The 19804-nt window shown below is 40.9% G+C and carries 17 protein-coding genes; 3 read left to right on the top strand and 14 right to left on the bottom strand.

The annotated features are described in order from the left end of the window. Positions 1-25: 25 nt before the first annotated feature. Positions 26-1792 carry a DUF3685 domain-containing protein gene (locus H6G18_RS06605; RefSeq protein WP_190406427.1) on the bottom strand — a complete coding sequence of 589 codons (1767 nt, stop codon included), beginning with the start codon at positions 1790-1792 and terminating at the stop codon, positions 26-28. A gap of 133 nt (positions 1793-1925) precedes the next feature. On the opposite strand from H6G18_RS06605, the gene H6G18_RS06600 reads away from it, so the two are divergent. After that, entirely contained in the window at positions 1926-4805 is a 2880-nt protein-coding gene (locus H6G18_RS06600; protein WP_190406298.1) for a pentapeptide repeat-containing protein, read from the top strand. Positions 4806-4860: 55 nt separating this feature from the next. Here H6G18_RS06600 and H6G18_RS06595 read toward each other — a convergent pair whose 3' ends face one another. The 3 genes from H6G18_RS06595 to H6G18_RS06585 all read right to left on the bottom strand — a co-directional run bounded on the left by H6G18_RS06595 (position 4861) and on the right by H6G18_RS06585 (position 8475). Next, the gene (locus H6G18_RS06595; RefSeq protein WP_190406297.1) at positions 4861-5313 is read right to left on the bottom strand and encodes a Fur family transcriptional regulator; all 453 of its coding nucleotides are present in this window, start codon (positions 5311-5313) and stop codon (positions 4861-4863) included. Positions 5314-6187: 874 nt separating this feature from the next. After that, positions 6188-7162, bottom strand: a complete 975-nt coding sequence (gene era, locus H6G18_RS06590; RefSeq protein WP_190406426.1) for a GTPase Era — start codon at positions 7160-7162, stop codon at positions 6188-6190. Between the two features lie 674 nt (positions 7163-7836). After that, positions 7837-8475, bottom strand: a complete 639-nt coding sequence (locus H6G18_RS06585) for a histidine phosphatase family protein (RefSeq protein WP_190406296.1) — start codon at positions 8473-8475, stop codon at positions 7837-7839. 345 nt (positions 8476-8820) lie between these two features. On the opposite strand from H6G18_RS06585, the gene H6G18_RS06580 reads away from it, so the two are divergent. Continuing rightward, positions 8821-10206, top strand: a complete 1386-nt coding sequence (locus tag H6G18_RS06580; RefSeq protein ID WP_190406295.1) for a carotenoid oxygenase family protein — start codon at positions 8821-8823, stop codon at positions 10204-10206. 259 nt (positions 10207-10465) lie between these two features. Here the strand turns inward: H6G18_RS06580 and arsC are convergent, their stop codons facing one another. Next, on the bottom strand, positions 10466-10861 hold the full coding sequence (gene arsC, locus H6G18_RS06575; RefSeq protein ID WP_190406294.1) for an arsenate reductase, glutathione/glutaredoxin type: 396 nt from the start codon (positions 10859-10861) through the stop codon (positions 10466-10468). 119 nt (positions 10862-10980) lie between these two features. Continuing rightward, the gene (locus tag H6G18_RS06570; protein ID WP_190406293.1) at positions 10981-11433 is read right to left on the bottom strand and encodes an ArsI/CadI family heavy metal resistance metalloenzyme; all 453 of its coding nucleotides are present in this window, start codon (positions 11431-11433) and stop codon (positions 10981-10983) included. 96 nt (positions 11434-11529) lie between these two features. On the opposite strand from H6G18_RS06570, the gene H6G18_RS06565 reads away from it, so the two are divergent. After that, a complete protein-coding gene (locus H6G18_RS06565) occupies positions 11530-11868 on the top strand; it encodes an ArsR/SmtB family transcription factor (RefSeq protein ID WP_190406292.1) in 339 nt (112 codons plus the stop codon). On the opposite strand, the gene arsB is transcribed toward H6G18_RS06565, so the two are convergent. The 8 genes from arsB to H6G18_RS24595 all read right to left on the bottom strand — a co-directional run. Beyond that, positions 11862-13001, bottom strand: coding sequence for an ACR3 family arsenite efflux transporter (arsB, locus tag H6G18_RS06560; RefSeq protein WP_190406291.1), 1140 nt, complete (start codon positions 12999-13001; stop codon positions 11862-11864). The genes H6G18_RS06565 and arsB overlap by 7 nt on opposite strands. Before the next feature lie 115 nt (positions 13002-13116). Beyond that, positions 13117-14379 (bottom strand): organoarsenical effux MFS transporter ArsJ, encoded by a 1263-nt coding sequence (gene arsJ / locus H6G18_RS06555; RefSeq protein ID WP_190406290.1) that lies wholly within the window; start codon positions 14377-14379, stop codon positions 13117-13119. A gap of 66 nt (positions 14380-14445) precedes the next feature. Further along, positions 14446-15462, bottom strand: coding sequence for an ArsJ-associated glyceraldehyde-3-phosphate dehydrogenase (locus H6G18_RS06550; protein ID WP_190406289.1), 1017 nt, complete (start codon positions 15460-15462; stop codon positions 14446-14448). Positions 15463-15687: 225 nt separating this feature from the next. After that, complete coding sequence (locus H6G18_RS06545; protein ID WP_190406288.1) at positions 15688-16014, bottom strand: ArsR/SmtB family transcription factor; 327 nt, start codon at positions 16012-16014, stop codon at positions 15688-15690. Positions 16015-16044: 30 nt separating this feature from the next. Beyond that, a complete protein-coding gene (locus H6G18_RS06540) occupies positions 16045-17256 on the bottom strand; it encodes an aspartate aminotransferase (protein WP_190406287.1) in 1212 nt (403 codons plus the stop codon). Next, positions 17253-18443, bottom strand: coding sequence for an iron-containing alcohol dehydrogenase family protein (locus H6G18_RS06535; protein WP_190406286.1), 1191 nt, complete (start codon positions 18441-18443; stop codon positions 17253-17255). The genes H6G18_RS06540 and H6G18_RS06535 overlap by 4 nt, the downstream gene beginning before the upstream one ends. Positions 18444-18890: 447 nt before the next feature. Next, complete coding sequence (locus H6G18_RS06530; protein ID WP_190406285.1) at positions 18891-19412, bottom strand: Ycf51 family protein; 522 nt, start codon at positions 19410-19412, stop codon at positions 18891-18893. 178 nt (positions 19413-19590) lie between these two features. Beyond that, positions 19591-19804 (bottom strand): hypothetical protein (locus H6G18_RS24595; protein ID WP_449224087.1); only part of this gene is annotated, 214 nt, incomplete at its 5' end.

The following is a 19804-nucleotide window of genomic DNA, read 5'->3' as shown; positions in this document are numbered from 1 at the left end:
CTAATAACTATTGACTATTGATCAATTACTTCTGTCGCTCCTTATTCCGCTTAAAATTCTTGTCGAAAGATACGCTACCAATACCTTGAATAATTCCGCGACCAATTAAACCTAAACCTCGACCAACTATTTGAGTCAGTACAAAGACAATCCCACTACCGACAACAGATAATAGTGATTGTAAACGAGGAGCGATCGCATCTCGAAATTCTAGCCCCAATGTTACTGTTAGTGGGACGCCAGACAGTTGTGCTAGTTCTTCGTTCCGGGGAGCATAAATCGACATTTGGGCAATACCACGCGGTGCGAAAACAAATAACTCATAGCGGCTCTCAAAAATTGCCTTGGCTTCATTCACATAATTATTTAAGCGATATTTCCAAGATAAATTATTTCTAAACCGTTCAAGTTCTCGTGTAGACATTAATGTTTTCACGTAGAAATCTTGTTTAATTTCTTCTACGTCTGCTAAATTATTTAATAATGGTTGTACTACACTATTTGCCACTTGAATTAATAAATTTTCTAGTAAAAATTCAGCGTGGAAATTAGCTTCCGGGCTACCTGCTGGGTAAGATGTATGTTCGACTTTTAAATCTGTTTGAAATAGCAGATAAGAAAACAATTCTAATACTAAAGGTATCTTATTAAGAATTGCTGTTTGCACAACTTGGGGATTTTGCAACAATATGGTGACTATTTCTAGGTTGCGTTTTCCTACTTGTATTCTGGAAAACTTGCCAAAAAAATCTGTAATTACTGCTTGCCATAAATCATGTAAGATTACAGGTTGTAAATCTGTCAATTGATTAATTGTGATTTGGGCATTACGTAAAGCATCTAGTTGTTGAGCTAATTTTTGCAGAATTAAGTACAATAATTCCCGTTTCTTGTCTTCCCGAAAGATATCAATTTCTAAGACAGACTCTGAAACATTTCTCAAAGAAAATTGCAATTTGTTAATACAAGATGCAAATAAATGAGATTGCAAAGCTCTGGGACTGAGGAGTGGCGGCGAAGTAGACGCTCGTTGTGAATCTGAGATGGTAATAGTAGGAGTTGGTGGTGGTACTATAGGCGGAGATTGTTCAACTGATGAGGTTAATGGTTGCTGTTGTTTTTCTTGGGGTAAAGCAAGCAACTGATTCAGCAACCAACGACTGGCTAAAAGTTCTCGTCGCTGACCGGCTAGTACTGCTCTATCTAATATTGGTAAGCCAGGAGTTTGTAATTGTGCTGTGACTTCTTGAAGAGCAGCATCAATATAATCCATGCTCGATAAACGTAAATTTTGCCGCCATCTAGCTAAAGGGATACGAGGCGCAGTCGCCACAATGGTAGGAGTAATTTCTGTGTTTACCCTTTCAGTTAACCAGTAGGAATTACCAACTACTACTTCTTCTATAGCTGTGACTAATTCAGTAATGGGAGTACCTTTAGGACAGTAACCATTGACACCAGCAGCCCTCGCTGCCATTATTAGACCTTGTTCTTGAATGGAACTCAGGAGAAAAATTGGTAGTGTGGGGTATGTAGCTTTTAGTTGTTGACAGAGTTGTAAACCTTGCTGTTGACTATGAGTAGAACGACCATTACCTAATTCTAAAATCACCAAGTTCACTTGGTTTGGGTCAATTTGGGCAAGTTCCGCAAGTATCTGTAAGGCTGCTGTATCTGTTGCGGCTTCTGATACCACTTCTATGTTAGGTATGGCTTCCAAGGCTACCCTTAATCCCAGGCGGAATATGGGGTCTTGGTCAACTAATAATAATTTTACAGGGCGATCGCTCATAGTCTGATCAAATACACCAGCGCTGTCTTGGCTGCAACTTGTCAAAAGTAAAATCCCTCCTTATTGTCACCGGTTTTCGTCCACTAATAAATGAAAGATAATTACCATAAGCATCAACTATTTATGTGATTAAATGAATCTGAGTATCCGGCATTGGTTGACAGAACGCCAAATTGAAATCAGCCACATTAACAGTTTTGCCTCTGGGCAATTGGCAGGTATTGCCTATCGTATCGTTCAGGATATGGAACTTAAAAGCCTGATGCCGTTGGATATTTGTACCTTAGCAGAAGTATTGCAATTACCATTAGGCACGGTTGAGCAAGAAATTTCTGTGATTGCTTTATTGACAGAAAATCTTCTCCGTAGCCTCAGTCAAAAAAAAGCTCTGAAACGTAACGAAGGTACTTGGTTAACATTTCAAATTGCTTACCTTTTGGCGTTAGAACAAATTTTACTCCAAGAAGAACACCTGCATAGACCTTGGCTCAATCGTGCCAGGATACCCTCCCAAACCCAAATAATTATTTTCGCTCCTCAACTCCAAGGTTTATTAAAAACTCTCTCTCCTGGTAAATTGAGTGATACTCAAGCCGAACAAGCGCTTTCTTCTATAGCAGATTCATTACTGGTGCAACAGATGAACAATGCTACTGAAGCTTGGTTAGTCGCCAATGGTGCGGAGGAATTGGAAGCTAAATTGTTGGCGCAGCGTTTAGACAAAGCTCTTCCAGGATACCTGCTAAAAATTATTGCTCAGAATCCTGCACCTTTAGCCCAACTACAAAAATTTTTCCGCTTGGGAACTCTGGGAGATGTCTCAACTATTGATTTATATAGAGAAAATTATCGCGCTAGTTTACTCCAAACGCTCAGTACACCGTTGCTGATGGAATATTTCGCGTTAAAAGATATTTATATTCCTTTAGTTGGTATACCGGAAGAACCTAATGGTGGAAAGCCAGTTGATTTAAAAACATGGGTGGAAAAACAATTAACTGATTTAGAAACTATTGCTGTGATTGAGTCTGAACCTGGCTATGGTAAAACCAGTTTCTGTCAAATTTGGGCTGCGGAAGTAGCACTAAAACTTTATCCGACTTGGATGCCGGTGGTGATTCGCCTGCGAGATATTAAGTATGGAAAAAGTTTGCTGGAAACTCTCAACTCTGGTTTTACATTTAATGGTGATACCAATTTAGCCACTTGCTTGGAAGAAGCACATCCTCGCTGTGTATTATTACTGGATGGGTTAGATGAACTTCCTCCTTGTCGTCAGGGAAATAGGGCAAAGGCAATTTTTCTCCAACAGTTATGGCAATTTCAGTCTCAAGGACAACATAAAATTGTGTTGACTGGTCGCAGGACAACTGTGGAGGAATTTACTTCAGAAATACCCCAGCTATGGCGAAGAATTACTATTCAACCTTTAGAAGTTAATCAGTTGAAGCAATGGTTTCATCAATGGGCATTAGTTCATTCTTTACCTATTGCCCAAAACTTTTTTACCTTCTTAAAACAGGCGGGATCATTTACTAATAAATCTCACTTACCAGAACTCTCTAATCTGGTACGTCAGCCATTAATGCTGCATTTATTGGGTATTCTACATCGAGACGGATTATTAGATGATGAGATATTACAAAACAATACTGGAGCTTCTCTTCACTGGGAAATTCACTCTCGCCTAAGACTATGGTTGCTGGGTTATCCCTTGACTGGGGGGATGAAGACAATGTTATTACGGGCGGGAACGGCTCATATCCACCGTACACAAGAAGCGATCGCCAGTCTACTCTCAGATTACCATCCCCAAGATTATATCGACAAAATGCAAGCGATCGCTCTGAAAATTTTACACAGCGATCGCCATCAAGTCACCCTGACTGATGAATTAAATACCAACACCCTACCAGCTTTCTATTTTCGCTCTTTTGTTAGTAGTCATTCACCACGAGCCACTGACAAAGAACAATTGACAATTCAAATAGAATTTTCTCACCCAAAATTAGGGGATTATCTCTGTGCTGAAGCTTTAGCTGCCCAACTGCAAATGCTAACGCAGTACCAAGAGGATGTTTACGGAACAGAAACATTCATATTCAATCATCCTAGCAGTGTTGCCCAACATCTCTACTATTTGCTAGGTTATGGCATTATCACACAAGAAATTGAGGAATTAGCGATCGCTGCTTTACAAACTCAGCAAAAGCCAACTCTATTACAATGTCTGGAATCTTTTTGGCGTGCTTGGTGTCAAGGGCGTTGGTTAGATGAAGGGATTGCTCACAAAGTATTACCCTACTTTCACACCTTACAAAATCCTGTGAATGTTGAGCAAGTTAATACAAATGTGGGAGTGAATATATTTTTATTGCTTGCTACTATTTGTCGAGACACCCAAATTTCTTTTTACCCTTGTGGTAATCCTGCCAATGTTAGCGATTTTTATCCAGAAACATTGCGGCTTTTATTAGCGAAAGCATCGGTTTTAGCTAAAAATACTCTAATAAAGCGCATCTTGTCCCAATCTTTGTCTAAAATAAATCTCTCAGGTGCATTTTTGTCGCAAGTTATGTTAAATGGGGCAAATCTTGAACAATCAGATTTATCTGACGCTATGTTAGTAAACGCCAATTTAACTAATGCTAACTTGACTGGTGTAAATTTAACTGGTGCTAACTTGACTGGTGCAAATTTAACTGGTGTAAATCTGGAAACAACCAATCTCACTAATGCTTGCTTATGTGATGTTATCTGCACTGAAGCAGACAGAGAAATTGCTAAAATCAACGGTGCATTATTCTCTGTAGAACAGTTTCAAGTAGTAAAAACTTTGTTATCCAAGCAATCATCTCTTAGTGTCTTTAGTTCCACGGAGAAAACTAAAATTTGGGATCGAAATACTCTTGATATCGGCTTGATTGAAAGCTTGGAAGGTGAGCTAATTATGCCTACGCTTTTAGACAACGACACTTATGATGAAACAGTTTTTGCTTCTAAAAGTGAGTAAGTGAGTTTTGAGTGGGGAGTGCTGAGTAAGAAATTCTTGCCCTACACCCCTACCTTCATTGGTTATTATCTTGAGGATGGCGATACCCATAAAAGTTGATGCTGTAATCTGTAATTTTTATTCCTGTTCTTTGTTCAACTTCTTTGAGCAAATCTTCTGGTAGTTGAATATGAACATCTAGAATTTGGTTAGTATCTAAACTGTGGACATGACTGTGAGAGTCACTGATATTGCCATATAAACGCCCATCACAACGTTCAATACTTTCGATGATGCCTTGACTTGATAATGCTTCTAAATTTTGATATACAGATGTATGACCAATGTCTTTACCTTGCTGGTTGAGGCGATCGTAAATTTCTCTAGCAGAAAGGTGTTCATTTGCTTGCCACAGCAGTTCTAGAATAAAGCGGCGCTGGCGACTAACGCGCATACCTAACACTTGACACCTCTCAAGTGCATCTTCTAGAGAACGAATTGGTTTTGTAGATATTGCTTGTTGTTCCATAATTTTAAGTTTATTTACTATTAGGGAATTTTCCCAGTTTTATGGTTATGGCTGTTTTATATATGTGAGTTTATACATAACGCGGTGTACGACTTATTCTGAAAATCCCTCTCTCTCTATAGCTTGCTTTTCTACGAAGGCTTAAGCCTAATCACAGGGTACTTCTCTCTGCTGGCATCACCCTGCCTTTAGGCAAGGGAAGAGAGGCTTTGAGTCTTGCTCCCCTTCCCTAATCGGAAAGGGGTTGGGGGTTAGGTTTGAGAGAAAGTTACACATCGTTCGCGTTATATAACAATGTCTTACCTTTAACTGTGTTGTTGCTTTCGTCTGCTGCGGTAGTCACAGTTTGAGGTAATATTTTTTTGGCTTTTTGATAGCTTGTCTCGTCACACCTTAATCTAAAACAAACTCATTACAACTTTAACTTAAATTTGCCGTAAATGTCCAGCACACGACTAGTGAAAGTACTATAAAACGGAACTTAGGAGCTAAAAATGAGGAGTGGGTAGTAGGAAGTGAGGGAATAAACCTTTTTCATGTTTGGTGGTGGTTTTTCCGTGATGAGATGATTTAATGAGTAGTCCGACGACAATGGAATATTAAGTTAATTGTGCATTAAGTTTGCTGAAAAAAGCGATCGCGGCTGTTATGAAACTTTAACTTAGCTGGCTGAAAATCTGACGCAGGTAGATTGCAGTATCAACAGCAGATGCGAAGGTTTCCTCCACTCAGAACTTCGGGAGATTCAGCGATACTAAATTAGTCCAGCCACGCTACTAGTATACGGATAGCAAAAATAATTCGTAATTAATCTTTTAATTACGAATTACGTTAGCGTAGCTTGCCCCAGGCTATTCGGAATTACGAATTATTTCTATTCTTCCACCCGATAGCCTAACTCTGATAGTCTCACGCGAGAGTGTCGCCATTTTGGTTGGACTTTGACGAATAGTTCTAAGTAGACTTTACCAGCAATTAGCTTTTGAATTTGTTCGCGGGCTGCACTACCGATTGATTTGAGCATTGAGCCGCCTTTACCGATGAGAATTCCTTTTTGGGAATCACGCTCAACGTGAATTGTAGCGAGGACGCGGGTAATACTTGGTGTTTCTTCTACTAAATCAATAGCGATCGCTACTGAATGGGGTACTTCTTCACGAGTCAATAGCAAAATCTGTTCACGTATCAATTCCCCCATAATAAACCTTTCTGGCTGGTCTGTTACCAAGTCTGGGGGATAATAGTACGGCCCATCATCTAAATGTTCTACTAGTAATTTTTGGAGTTGGGGCAATTCTGCGCCAGTCTTAGCTGAGAATTTTACTATCGGCCATTGATAAGCACCTGCCAACTGCTGGTAGCTATCATCTATAGCCTGGAAATTTGGCGGTTGTTGGTCAACTTTATTGATACCCAAAATTACGGGAGTTTGGCTGTGAGTCAATAAATCGGCAATAAAGCGATCGCCCGCACCACAAGCTACTGTACCATCAACAACAAACAACACTACATCTACTGACTCAATAGCGATTTTGGCATTTTTCACCAGCACTTCACCTAATTGATGATGGGGTTTGTGAATCCCTGGTGTATCTACGAAGATTAACTGCGCTTCTGGCGTAGTAACAATTCCTCTTAAACGATTACGCGTTGTTTGTGCTACTGGTGATGTGATAGCAATTTTTTGTCCTACTAATTCATTCATCAAAGTAGATTTACCGACATTAGGACGGCCAATAATGCCAATGAAACCCGATTTAAATTCAGGTGGAGCTTGGGGGATTGATACTTCGCCTGAGACAGAGGAGATGTGATTATCAATACTAGCCACTTTTAGTTCCGCCGTCATACTTTCTAGCTGGGATAAGTTAATTTTTTCGTCAGACACATAACCCACATAAATTCACCCTGGGATTTTGGGGGGAACTGCCTTGTTTCAGTTTAATCTACTACTAAATATATTTTGCTGGAATTTCAAAACAATGAAATGTTTACAAGTAAAGCAGTATTACTAATTAAAGTTTTTAGTAGAGCTAAAGCCCCAATTTAATGGCTATTCGCGCAGTATTCCTGTAGGTTAGCCTTCTCTACGAGGCGCTATGTGAATACTACGAGCCAAATTTATTTTTTACATTAGTTAACATCCTCTGATTTATTTGTTATTCTCACCTACTTACTTAAATAAAAGCCTAAAATTCTCTTTCTTTTAGGGGATTGCTTTAATTTAAACGCTGTGATTTTCTCTTAATGGTCTTGATCACTAACTTTCATGAGTAGCTACATCACAAATGTTTTATTTGCTTCACCAACCCCTACAGCTTAAAACCAGTTTTTTAGGGTTTACAAGGCAAAATTAAAGAATACACTCAAAACTCTGATAGTGCTTTTTTACTTAATAGTATAATTGGCTCTTTGGTAGTTCTTGATGCTGCGATCGCTATAATTAGCGTAAACGTTTTCTGCAAATATACTAAAGATAATTAATTCGTAATTAAGAAAGTTAGTTTTTGATTATTGACTCTTTCAACTTCCTGCTAAATTTCGTAAATGCTCATCTAAATGGGTGCGGTCTGCCAAAGCTTGTAAAATAGGGCCGTGAGAAGTAAATTCTACAACGCTGACAGAAGCAACTGGACATCCTAAACGATAGCGAAAACGTCCAACATCAATTCCTAACAAACTGCATAAAATAATCCTAATTGTGGCTTTGTGAGACACCACTAAAACATTGCCACTAGTATAAAGATGTTTAATTTCTTCGATTACTTTCATCGCACGAGAAGCAATTGTAATTGCCATCTCTCCATCTGTGGGTGCATACCACGCAGGGTCAGCCGACCAGCGAATATAATCATCATGGTATTCTAAATTGATTTGTTTTGGGGTTTTTCCTTCCCATTTACCGTAATTAATTTCTTTTAAACCATCCCGCAGTTCTGGTTTCATTCCTATCGCTTGACTTAAAGGCTCGGCTGTGTCAATAGTTCGCTGCATGGGACTAGAAAAAATTGCTGTCCAAGGAAGAGAACTATAAATAGATGCAAAAGCTTTTGCCATTTCCAAACCTTCTGGGGTTAGTTCTGAGTCTATCGAACCGCAAAAGGCATTGTTACGGCTGCATTCTGTCTGTCCGTGACGCAGTAAATAAAGATTTAGGCTCATAATTAATTCTCACTCAACTGGAACTTCAGAATGTTGCTCATCAGAAAGGACTAAAGAGGGATAATTGGCAATGAGCTTCTCTCTGAAAGGCTTCACCAACACCCTACTGTAAGCGATCGCTTGAACTAAGCAAGGATAATATACTACGGAAAATCTAACTATTAGGTTAAATTGTGGTGCTGATGTTAGCAGTTTAGCTAATTGTTCTTCAACCAGAAAACCTTAAACCTGTACCTGAAGCAAAAATATGGGCGCTTTGGGGTTTATGGGTGCTTACTGTGTTGCCAAGTACAGTGAGAGCGATCGCTAAGATGGTAATAGATTTTTGCTTTCTTATGCAATACCATGACGACAACAGCCGTTAACCCCTATCTTGATGGCAATTTTGCCCCTGTCCATGAAGAAATTACTACTGATACCTTAAAAGTTATCGGAGAACTTCCTCCTGATTTATCAGGGATGTTTGTCCGTAATGGCCCGAATCCTCAATGGACACCCATCGGCCAATATCACTGGTTTGATGGTGATGGGATGTTACACGGTGTGAGAATTAGAAACGGTAAAGCCACTTATTGCAATCGCTACATCCGCACTCAAGGCTGGCAAATCGAACATGAAGCAGGTAAAGCCGTCTGGAGTGGACTTATGGAAGCACCGCAACCAGAACTTCCTAGTAAAAATACTGCTAATACTGCTCTGATTTGGCACGCAGGGCAACTATTGGCGCTATGGGAAGGAGGCGCACCCCATGCAATTCAGGTTCCGGAGTTAGCAACTATTGGTGAGCATACATACAATCACAAGCTCAGTTCTGCTTTCACTGCCCATCCTAAAGTAGATCCGGTAACAGGTGAAATGATGTTTTTCGGCTACTCATTTGCACCACCATATCTACAATATAGTGTAGTGTCAGCAGGTGGGGAACTGGTGCGGACAGTACCTATAGATTTGCAGACAGGTGTGATGATGCACGACTTTGCTATCACCGCCAACTATACAATCTTTATGGATTTGCCGTTGACTTTTAGTGTAGAAAGAATGCAACGAGGAGAAAGTGCGTTAATGTTTGAGAGCGATCGCTCTAGTCGCTTCGGTATTGTACCCCGTCACGGTGACAATAGTCATGTTCGCTGGTTTGAAACTCCTTCTTGCTATATTTTTCATACTCTCAACGCCTACGAAGAGCAAGACGAATTAGTCTTGATTGCTTGTCGGATGAGTTCCACTACAGTTCTTGGCTCTAATAATTCCGACTCTAACGCAGATATTCCTCGTTTACATCGCTGGCGTTTTAACCTCAACACTGGTCAAGTACACGAGGAAATGCTTGATGATGTCCCTGCTGAATTTCCCCGCGTCAACGAGAACCTTTTAGGGCGACCAACTCAATATGGTTATGCTGGTAAAATGAGCAAAGGTCTTTTACCTTTGTTCGATGGCATAATTAAATACGATTTGCACAATGGCAAATCTCAAACCCATGAATATGGACAGGGACGCTATGGCGGTGAAGCTGTATTTGTAGCACGTCCTGGCGCAAAATCTGAAGATGACGGCTGGTTAGTCACTTACGTTTATGATCATGCTGAAGAAAGTTCTGAGTTATTTGTGGTTAATGCTCAAGATGTAAATAGTGAACCTGTGGCGCGAGTTTTGCTTCCTCAACGAGTACCTTATGGTTTTCATGGTGCTTGGGTTTCTGAAGAACAGTTGAATTTTGGCAGAATTTAATCACAGATACAGAGAGATGAGGGAATAATTCTTTTCATCTCCTCTACTTCCTACTCTCCAATTAGAACGTTGAATTTCAACTAAATAGAACGAGTTGAAAAAACAAACTATGTTAATCAATGTAAAGATTATAGGATTGGTTTCGTAGTAAGGACTTTAGTCCTTTTTTGTTCGCGGAGCGTAGCTTGCTTCCCCATAGGGTTACACTACAAACCTCTAATTATTTACCCTGTTCTACTTAAATCGAATTAGTTTGAATTTAGCTTAAGGATGCAATTAACTGGAGGACTCTTTCTTTGATTTGATCACGTACATTGCGAAAGGTTTCTATAGGCTGTCTTTCTGGATTGTCAATTTGCCAATCTTCAAAAATTTCTCTTAATACCCAAGGTTCTGGTAAATTAACACCGCAACCACATAAAGAAATTACTGCGTCATAATTTTCTGGATTAAAGTTATCCAATGGCTTAGAAGTTTGGTGACTAATATCAATCCCTACTTCTGACATGACTTCAATCGCTATCGGATCAACTTTACTTACACCTAAACCTGAACTGGTGACAGTAATTTTCCCATTTCCTAAAGTGCGAGCAAACCCTTCTGCCATTTGGGAACGACGGGAGTTATGTTGACAAACAAACATCACATTTTTCATTGTTTACACCCTTTTTTTAAAAAATTGTCAACCAACAATTAATCCTAATTTATGACTCTTAAACTTAGGTTGATGAAAGGTTAACAGAGACAAGAATTGTCCCTGTTAAATATGGTTATTTAAGCACAGCATGGCTTATTTACAGCCTGGACTTCCCCAACAGAATCGATAATTGCCAGATTTTTTTCTGGTGCTGTATCTGCTACTTTCACAACAAAAACTTCCCATCTATTCCCATCTGGATCTGTTACCCACACTTTATCTTGTAAGGCATAGCAACAATCTGTATTATCTTCTGTAAATAAAGCTAGTCCCGCCTTTGTAAAACGTTTGATTGCTGATTCTACTTCTTGGGTGCTTTCAACTTGTACGCCTAAATGGGACAAGCCACCACCCGTTTGTACACTGTCGCTTAGGTTCAGTGTCAGGTTTAAGGCTGGGTTGGGAATATCAAATTTGGCGTAGTCAGCTTTATATTTTACGGGTTCTATGCCAAACATTGCCCCATAAAAGGCTACAGACTGATCAATATTGGTGACATTTAAAGCTATGTGAGTTTTCATTGCAGACATAAGTTTTTCCTTGGTAAACTATAAATATTGACGCGTGTCAATATTTACTTATATCAATATGTTGCTAAATATATTGATAGATGTCAATATAAAAGGATGAATTTATCTCAACCAATGTTTAATTGTTGTCAATCAGTACTTTCAGCATTGATCAAGCCGGAAGAAGCGGTGCAAACTGCCGCTATCTTTAAAGTTTTGGGAGAACCGGCGAGGTTGCAACTGTTGAGTTTCATTGCTAATCAACCAACTGGTGAAGCTTGTGTGTGTGAGTTAACAGAACCGTTGGGACTGTCCCAACCGACAGTTAGCCATCATCTCAAAGTGTTGTATGAAGTTGGGTTGCTGGCAAAAGAAAGGCGGGGTACTTGGATTTACTATCGACTGATACCTGAACAGATTGAAGCTTTGCGAAACGCTTTGACACTACCTCAATGAAAGGGAGTAATACAGCGTGGATCTCTTAGTGATGCCTTTTCTGGCTCCCTGGGAAACCAAGATGCTGTACGTTTACATAACTCGACTAACATCAGCATCACTGGAACTTCAATTAAAACACCGACAACGGTGGCGAGTGCAGCACCAGAATTTAAGCCAAATAGCATCACGGCTGTGGCGATCGCCACTTCAAAATGGTTGCTGGCTCCAATTAAAGCAGCTGGTGCAGCATCTTCGTAAGAAAGATTAAGCTTTAAAGCTGCTACATAACTAATTAAAAAGATAAAATTTGTTTGAATAAATAATGGTACAGCAATTAACAAAATATGTAGGGGATTGTTGACGATTAATTCACCTTTAAAGGCAAATAATAAGATTAAAGTAATCAACAACGCGATAATAGCAATGGGGCTGAGATACTTCAAAAAGCGCCTTTCAAACCATTCTCTACCTTTGTATTTGAAAATCCAGTAACGGCTATATATCCCGGCTATTAATGGCAAACCAACATAAATTAGCACCGATAAAACTATGGTTTGCCAAGGTACAGTTAAATCATTTGCTGCTAGTAACCACCTTCCCAAAGGTGCGTACAAAAATAGCATTGCCAGAGAGTTCACAGCCACCATAACCAAAGTGTGACCTTGATTACCATAGGACAGATAACCCCACATCAATACCATTGCCGTACAAGGGGCGATTCCTAGTAAAATTGCTCCAGCTATGTAGGAGTTGGCGATCGCTACTTCGCTACCACGAATCAATTCAGTCCCTGTAATTAACGGACGAAACAACCAGCCTAAGAAAAACTGGGCAAAAGCCACCATTGTAAATGGTTTAATTAGCCAGTTCACCACCAAGGTGAGAATTACGGGCTTTGGCGCACGAATGGCATTCATGGCTTGGCTGAAGTCTATCTTCACCATGATGGGATACATCATGAAAAACAGACATACCGCAATGGGAATTGATACTTGATAGACACTGATGGCATCTAGCCTTACCGCCACTTCTGGAAATAATCTTCCTAAAGCAATCCCAGCAAAGATACACAAAAATACCCACAGGGTAAGGTATTTTTCAAAAAAGCTGAGATTACTTTGACTACTTCTGGTTTGTTGATTGAGGCTCATCGATAATTCCTGTGATACGTCAGATGTGCTACCAATTCTCTGAAATCAAGCAAAGGATACAAACCCTGGAAGCAATCATAAGTCTGACTGTTTTCGTTTTGAATTTTGAATTGCTTTAATCTCCGTCTCCAGCTTTCCAAGCAACTGCTTTACTAGGACTAGGATCTGGTAATTTCAGGGAAACTAATGCTGCACCTAGTACCAAAAACGTAGATGTCCACAGACAGCCCACCAAGCCCAGCCATTGATAGACTAAACCAGATAAAACCGTACCAGCCAAGCGTCCGCCAGAGTTAGCCATGTAGTAAAATCCGACGTTAAGGGCTACTTTGTCATCATCAGTAAATGCCAAGACTAGGTAAGAGTGAACCGCAGAGTTAAAAGCAAACACCACACCAAATAGCAGCAGTCCCCCAATGATCGCAATATTAGCAGGTACACCTAATTGCAAAGCTAAGGCGATCGCAGCTGGAACCGCAGTTAATGTAAATGTCCAAAATTGGATAGTCTTTGATTGTGGAGGACGACCAGAACCAAATCGCCGAATTATTGTTGGTGCTGACGACTGAATAATGCCATAGCCAATCACCCACACCGCCAAAAATCCACCAACTTGGTAGAAAGACCAACCTAAAACCTCACGCAAGAATACTGGTAACGCCACCACAAACCAGACATCCCGCGAACCAAAGAGAAAGAATCGGGCTGCTGAAAGAATGTTAATTTCTGGACTCTTGGAAAACAATTGGCTAAACTTAACTTTCTTCTTAATTCTGCCCATGCCTTTAGGTAGCATTAACCCAGTGAACATCAGCACGAACAATCCAGCCGCCATAATTAACAGAGAATTGACAAAGCCAACAGCACCTAACAAAGCACTACCAAGAAAAAAGCCAACTCCTTTGAGAGCATTTTTAGAACCCGTTAATATAGCCACCCACTTGAACAAAGAAGATTGTGCATCTTGGGGAACCACCAAGCGAATTGCACTTTTAGAACTCATCTTGGTTAAGTCTTTAGCAACTCCCGAAAAGGCCTGAGCTACCATCACATAAGTCACAGCTAACCACTGCGCCCAAGTAGGATTGAGGAATGCCAGCATCACCAAAGAGAAAATCTGTAAGCCAATGCCAGTGTAAAGAGTAACCTTTAGCCCTAATTGTGAGCCAATCCAACCGCCTAAAAAGTTGGTGATGATACCAAAGACTTCGTAAAACAGAAACAAAGAGGCTATTTGTAGCGGAGTGTAGCCAATATTGTTGAAGTAGAGCAACACTAGCATTCTCAGAGAGCCATCGGTGAGGGTGAAACCCCAATATGCAAGCGTTACTAGAATATAGTTTTTGAAATTGGCTTTAGAAGCTGTAGTGGAAGTCATGGGGTCATGGGTAATAAGGTCATGGGTGATGGGTTATGGAGAAGTTCTTACCAATTACCAATCACTTCAATTTTTAAGACTCAATGCAACCTTACGAGCGAGTTCAACCATGCGGTTGGCATAACCCCATTCGTTGTCATACCAAGCCAGAATTTTTACTTGTGTCTCATCGACAACCATTGTAGAGAGGGCATCAATGATGGACGAACGAGGATCATCTTTGTAATCAATAGATACTAAAGGACGTTCCTCATAGCCAAGGATGCCTTTGAGTGGTGCTTGCAGAGATGCGGTTTTGAGTAGTGCGTTAATTTCTTCTACTGTGGTTGGTCGGACAACTTCAAATACACAGTCTGTCAGAGAAGCATTGAGTAGTGGTACTCGCACAGCGATACCGTTGAGTTTACCTTTAAGTTCTGGGTAAATTAAGGCGATCGCAGTAGCTGATCCTGTTGTTGTCGGAATCAAGGATAAACTAGTAGCTCGTGCGCGGCGTAAATCTTTGTGGGGCGCATCGACGAGGGTTTGAGTATTGGTATTGTCATGGATGGTGGTAATGATTCCATGTTTAATCCCCAAGCCTTCATGAATAACTTTCACCACTGGCGCTAAACAGTTGGTTGTACAAGACGCAGCAGTTAAAAGGTGATGCTTTTCTGGCTCATATAAATAGTCATTGACTCCCATGACTATATTTAAGGCTTCTTCTTTCACGGGAGCTGCCACAATTACCTTCTGGACTCCCCGCTTAAAATAGGGGTCGAGGGTTGCAGGAGTGCGAAACTTACCGGAACATTCCAGCACTATATCAACACCGATATCTTCCCAAGGCACATCATCGGGTTTAGCATACTCACTAAAGCTCAAAGGTGTACCATCAATCAGTACCCTTTCACCCTCTGCTTCTACCTCTGGTGTCCAGCGTCCATGAACAGAATCAAACTTAAGTAAGTGGGCTGCGGCTACTGCTCCACCTTTAATTTCATTAATATGGACAAATTCTAGTTCCGGCCAACCCCATGCAGCCCGTAATGCTAGCCGTCCAATCCTACCAAATCCGTTGATGCCAACACGAACTCTCATGATTTTTCCTGTTAATACTTACATCCAAAAAAATTGGAGTTTTGATATCGGCTCACCTTGTAGAGGTGATATTGAATGTATATTTATATCATTTCAAAAAAAATTGATATGTCAACTACGGACAATGTACTATACACAAAAATTCATCAAAAAAAGTTGATGTGTCAGGAAAACTTATAAATATCAATAATTACGTAGCTTGCTTTCGGGTAGCAGAATTAAAAATTACGAATTATCACAGCACCGCGCAGATAATATTTGTCCCAAATTCCGGTAATCGGCTAAATACTGCTCTAATACGGTAAATTGCGGTAAATTTAGGCTGTAATAAATCCAACGTCCTTCGTGACGGGAGTTAACTAAACTCGCTTCCTTAAGAGTTTTTAGATGAAAAGATAATTTTGATTGGCTTACCCCCAAAGCTTCGCACAAGTCACAGACACACAATTCTCGCTGACGTAGCAATTCCAGTACGTTAATCCTAATGGGATCAGAAAGGGCATGGAAACCGGCAGCAATGAAATGAGGAACGGTAGCGATGGGGGTTTGCATTAATCAAACGTAAATAAAGGTCTGCTATCTCTATTCTGAAGCAGAAACAAGAGCTTCTGGGCGATAACGGATGCCAGCTTGCTTAATCCGATGTAAGGCTTCACCCAAGCGATCGCAATCTGCAATTAAGCTTATCCGCACATAGCCTTCACCAGCAACCCCAAAGGCATTACCAGGAGTGACAACAACGCCTGTTTGCTGCAACAAATTGAGGGCAAAATCTGTAGAACCCATACCTACAGGACATTTTACCCACAGATACATTGTAGCTTTCGTTTTGGGGACATCCCAGCCCAATTCTCCTAATCCTTGAATTAGGAAATCTCGGCGGGTGCGGTAGCGTTGCTGTACCTCATGCAGATAAATGTCTGGTAGTTGTAAGGCTGTTTCGGCCGCTGTTTGCAAGGCGGCAAAAATGCCATAGTCTAAGTTGGTTTTGAGTGTCCGCAACCCTTGAATTACATGGCGATTCCCCACAACAAAGCCGACACGCCATCCAGCCATGTTGTAGGTTTTAGATAAGGTATGGAACTCCACACCAATATCTTTGGCACCCGGAATTTCTAGCAAGCTTGTAGGTTGATAGCCATCAAAAGCTAACTCGGCATAACACAAGTCATGCACCAAGAGAATTTCGTATTTGCGGGCAAATGCCACGATTTCCTCAAAAAATTCGCGGGCTGCTGTAGCGCCTGTGGGGTTGCTGGGATAGTTGAAATAGAGTATCTTGGCTTTTCTGGCAACCTCTTCAGGAATGGCAGTTAAATCGATTAACCAGTCATTCTCTGGCTTGAGAATTAAGCTGTGGACTTTACCCCCAGCGATTACCGGACCACGAAAATGGGCAGGGTAGGCGGGAGAAGGAACCAGCACCACATCGCCAGGGTTAACATAGGCAATCGCTAGATGAGATAATCCTTCTTTAGAACCAAGTAGGGGTAAGGCCTCACTATCGGGATCTAGTACAACACCATAACGGCGATTGTACCAGTTAGTAATGGCACGGCGGAAACTGGCTGTACCTTCAAAGGGAGGATAGCCATGATTGGCGGGATCTTGCAAAGCTTTGATAGCTGCCTCTACCACTGGCTGTGGTGTTGCGCCATCAGGGTTTCCCATCCCCAAATCTATTAAATCAATTCCTTGCTCCCTGGCCTTAGCTTTCAACTCGTCGAGACGGGCAAATACATAAGGTGGTAGTTGCTGTATCCTATCTGCTGGGGTAATCCAATCGAAACTCATTCCTCAACCTCGTCACTTATTCCCCTGGTGGAGACACGATGAACTGCGTCTCTACTATCTGTTGGTGCAGTGGTAGAAACCATCGCTGCCATTAACTGTTCCAACGCAACTTTGAATGGTAGTCGATGAATGTCAGATTGAGGTGTTAAAGCGATTTCGGCGGCTTTCTGTAACTCGCCTAAGGTAATATTACCCAACCCCAAATCTCCTAATTTTTGTGGTAATCCAATCTCTGCGTAAAATTTTAATAGTTGTTGTCTTGCTGAGGCTGCTAGTTGATTACCTTGTACCATTTCTTCCAGACGCAGTTGGACTAAAATACCATAGGCGACTTTTTCGCCATGAATGCTGTTGTGTCCGGCAATGTGGGTTAACCCATTATGTACTGCATGAGCTGCCACCGTGCGACACTGCGCCCCACCTAGTCCGCCGATGACACCAGCGAGTAGAACAGTAGCATCAACAACTTCTTGCCAAGCTCCACTACCAGGTTGTTGTAAAGCAACCACCGACTTTTGGAATAAAATATCACGCAAAACTCGCGCTTGTTGAACTGAGGCAATAATTAAACTCTGTTCTAAATGCCCGCTACTGACTGAAGCTTCGTACCATTTAGCGATCGCATCCCCAATCCCTGCCACTAGTGTATGTTGCGGTGCAGTTTGGATCAAGTCGTAGTCAAGTATGAGTAAATCGGGACAGCAAGACAAGGCTACATCGTAGAGAAATGCTCCTTCTTCAGAATACACGTTGGATAGGGCAGTCCAAGCCGCACAGGTAGCCGCCGAGGTGGGAATTGTGGCTACAGGTATATCTAACTGATGGGCTACTAATTTCGCTGTATCTAAACTTTTACCACCACCAATCCCGATAATGACATCGGCTTTATGTTCTTTAGCCGCCTTCTGCAAGGCTTTTAAGCTAGCTTCCGTACAATCTGCCCCATAAGAGGCTTGGGCGATGTGCAGATTGTGGTTTTCTAAAATTGGTTGCAGACTCTCTTGGCTAATAGCAACGGTGCTATTACCCGCCACAATTAAGGGACGACTGCCCAATTTGGCAATTTCTGCGGCAGCTGTCTGCAATATATGAGAACCACGGATTACTTTTGCCGGGGCAACCGCGAGGGTAATTAATGAACTAGGAGTTTGAGTAGACAAGGTTTGATTAGATAATTTATTAGGCATATACTCTAGTTTGCCAAAAACCTTGATATTTCTTAATAAAATTAGACTAGTGAGAACTCATACTGGTTTCCCCAGAGAAGGGAAATACTGCTCAGAGAATGATTTGTGGGTTTGGCTGGAATTCAATATTACCCATTATTCTTAAGTTCTGAACTACCAAACTATTGAATAAACGTATATTTATTAACAATACCACTGCCAGAATACTAAGCCAAAGTATTGTTGTTCATAGTTACCAAATGGATGAAGAAACAGAATCTCCATTTCTTTTTACCCAGGATTCATACTTTTATTAAGTTTAGGTAAATAACATCTTAATATAAAAATAATAAATATTGTATATGAAAATACAAAAAACTCATGCACTCATGATGGTTGGCAAATTTACTACCTTAGTGCCTCTGTGGTAAAACGTCTTTAACCACAAAGACACTAAAGAGTTTGCCGTTAGGCGTTTGATTGTGGCAATTGAGCAAATTTTTCTGGATATATTTCCACTGATATCTGAGGATCTTCCCGATTAACGAGCGATCGCTTAATTTCTCCGAGGTAAAGTGGTATCGTTAGTCCCGGTTCTGGGTGGATGAGGGTACGGGCACGAATTGTGAGTTGGTCATTATCTCTTCTACCGGAACGCCCAGAAGAATAAAGATTACTGGCTGCTTGCAGTAAAGTCGCTTCTACTTCTGAAGGAGAAATTTGGGGAGATAAAGAAATCACTGCTTGGTTTGAGCCATTATCATAAACTAGAGTGTACTTCACAGCCCCCGGAATCACAGTACGGCTCAAAGGAACCAGTGAAAGTGCAAATAAACCACTAGTTAGCACCAACATAAAGCCAGTTGTACCCACTAGCCGAAAGCGGATGCCCCACTTGAAGAGAAAAGCTAGTATTGCCAAAGCAGCAAACACCAAAGTGGCAATACCAGACCATTGAGTATATTTTAAAAATTCAGCCGTTGTGAGCATACAGATTGGTTACTTAGGTGTTGTTTAGTTCATCACGAACACACCCATTTTACCTGTAGTCGGGCATAGAGCATAAATAGAAGAGTTTTTTATTTGATAAGTAATGTGAAAGTTTGGAACTTCTACTCGTTGTCCAGTACCTCTGTGTTGTAACCCTTTATTTACAGAAGTTTGCGCCTTAACTGATTGGTTTATATCCAACTACTGGTCTTGGTTTTGTATCTAACAACAAGGTGCGATCAAAGATTGCCCCCAAGTCTCGAACCCAAAAATATGATTTTAGGCAAAACAAAAACCCCATTTTCGTGTAAGAAAAGGGGGTTTTTGAGTAGAGTATAGAACCTGGCACCGAGCGATTGTGGCGTAGGGCAACCCCTAAACTATCGTAGCCG

The sequence above is a fragment of the Anabaena subtropica FACHB-260 genome (genome assembly GCF_014697105.1).
Classification (GTDB): Bacteria; Cyanobacteriota; Cyanobacteriia; order Cyanobacteriales; family Nostocaceae; genus Trichormus; species Trichormus subtropicus.
Note: the sequence above shows the minus strand (reverse complement) of the source record. Positions and strands in the feature narration are given on the sequence as shown.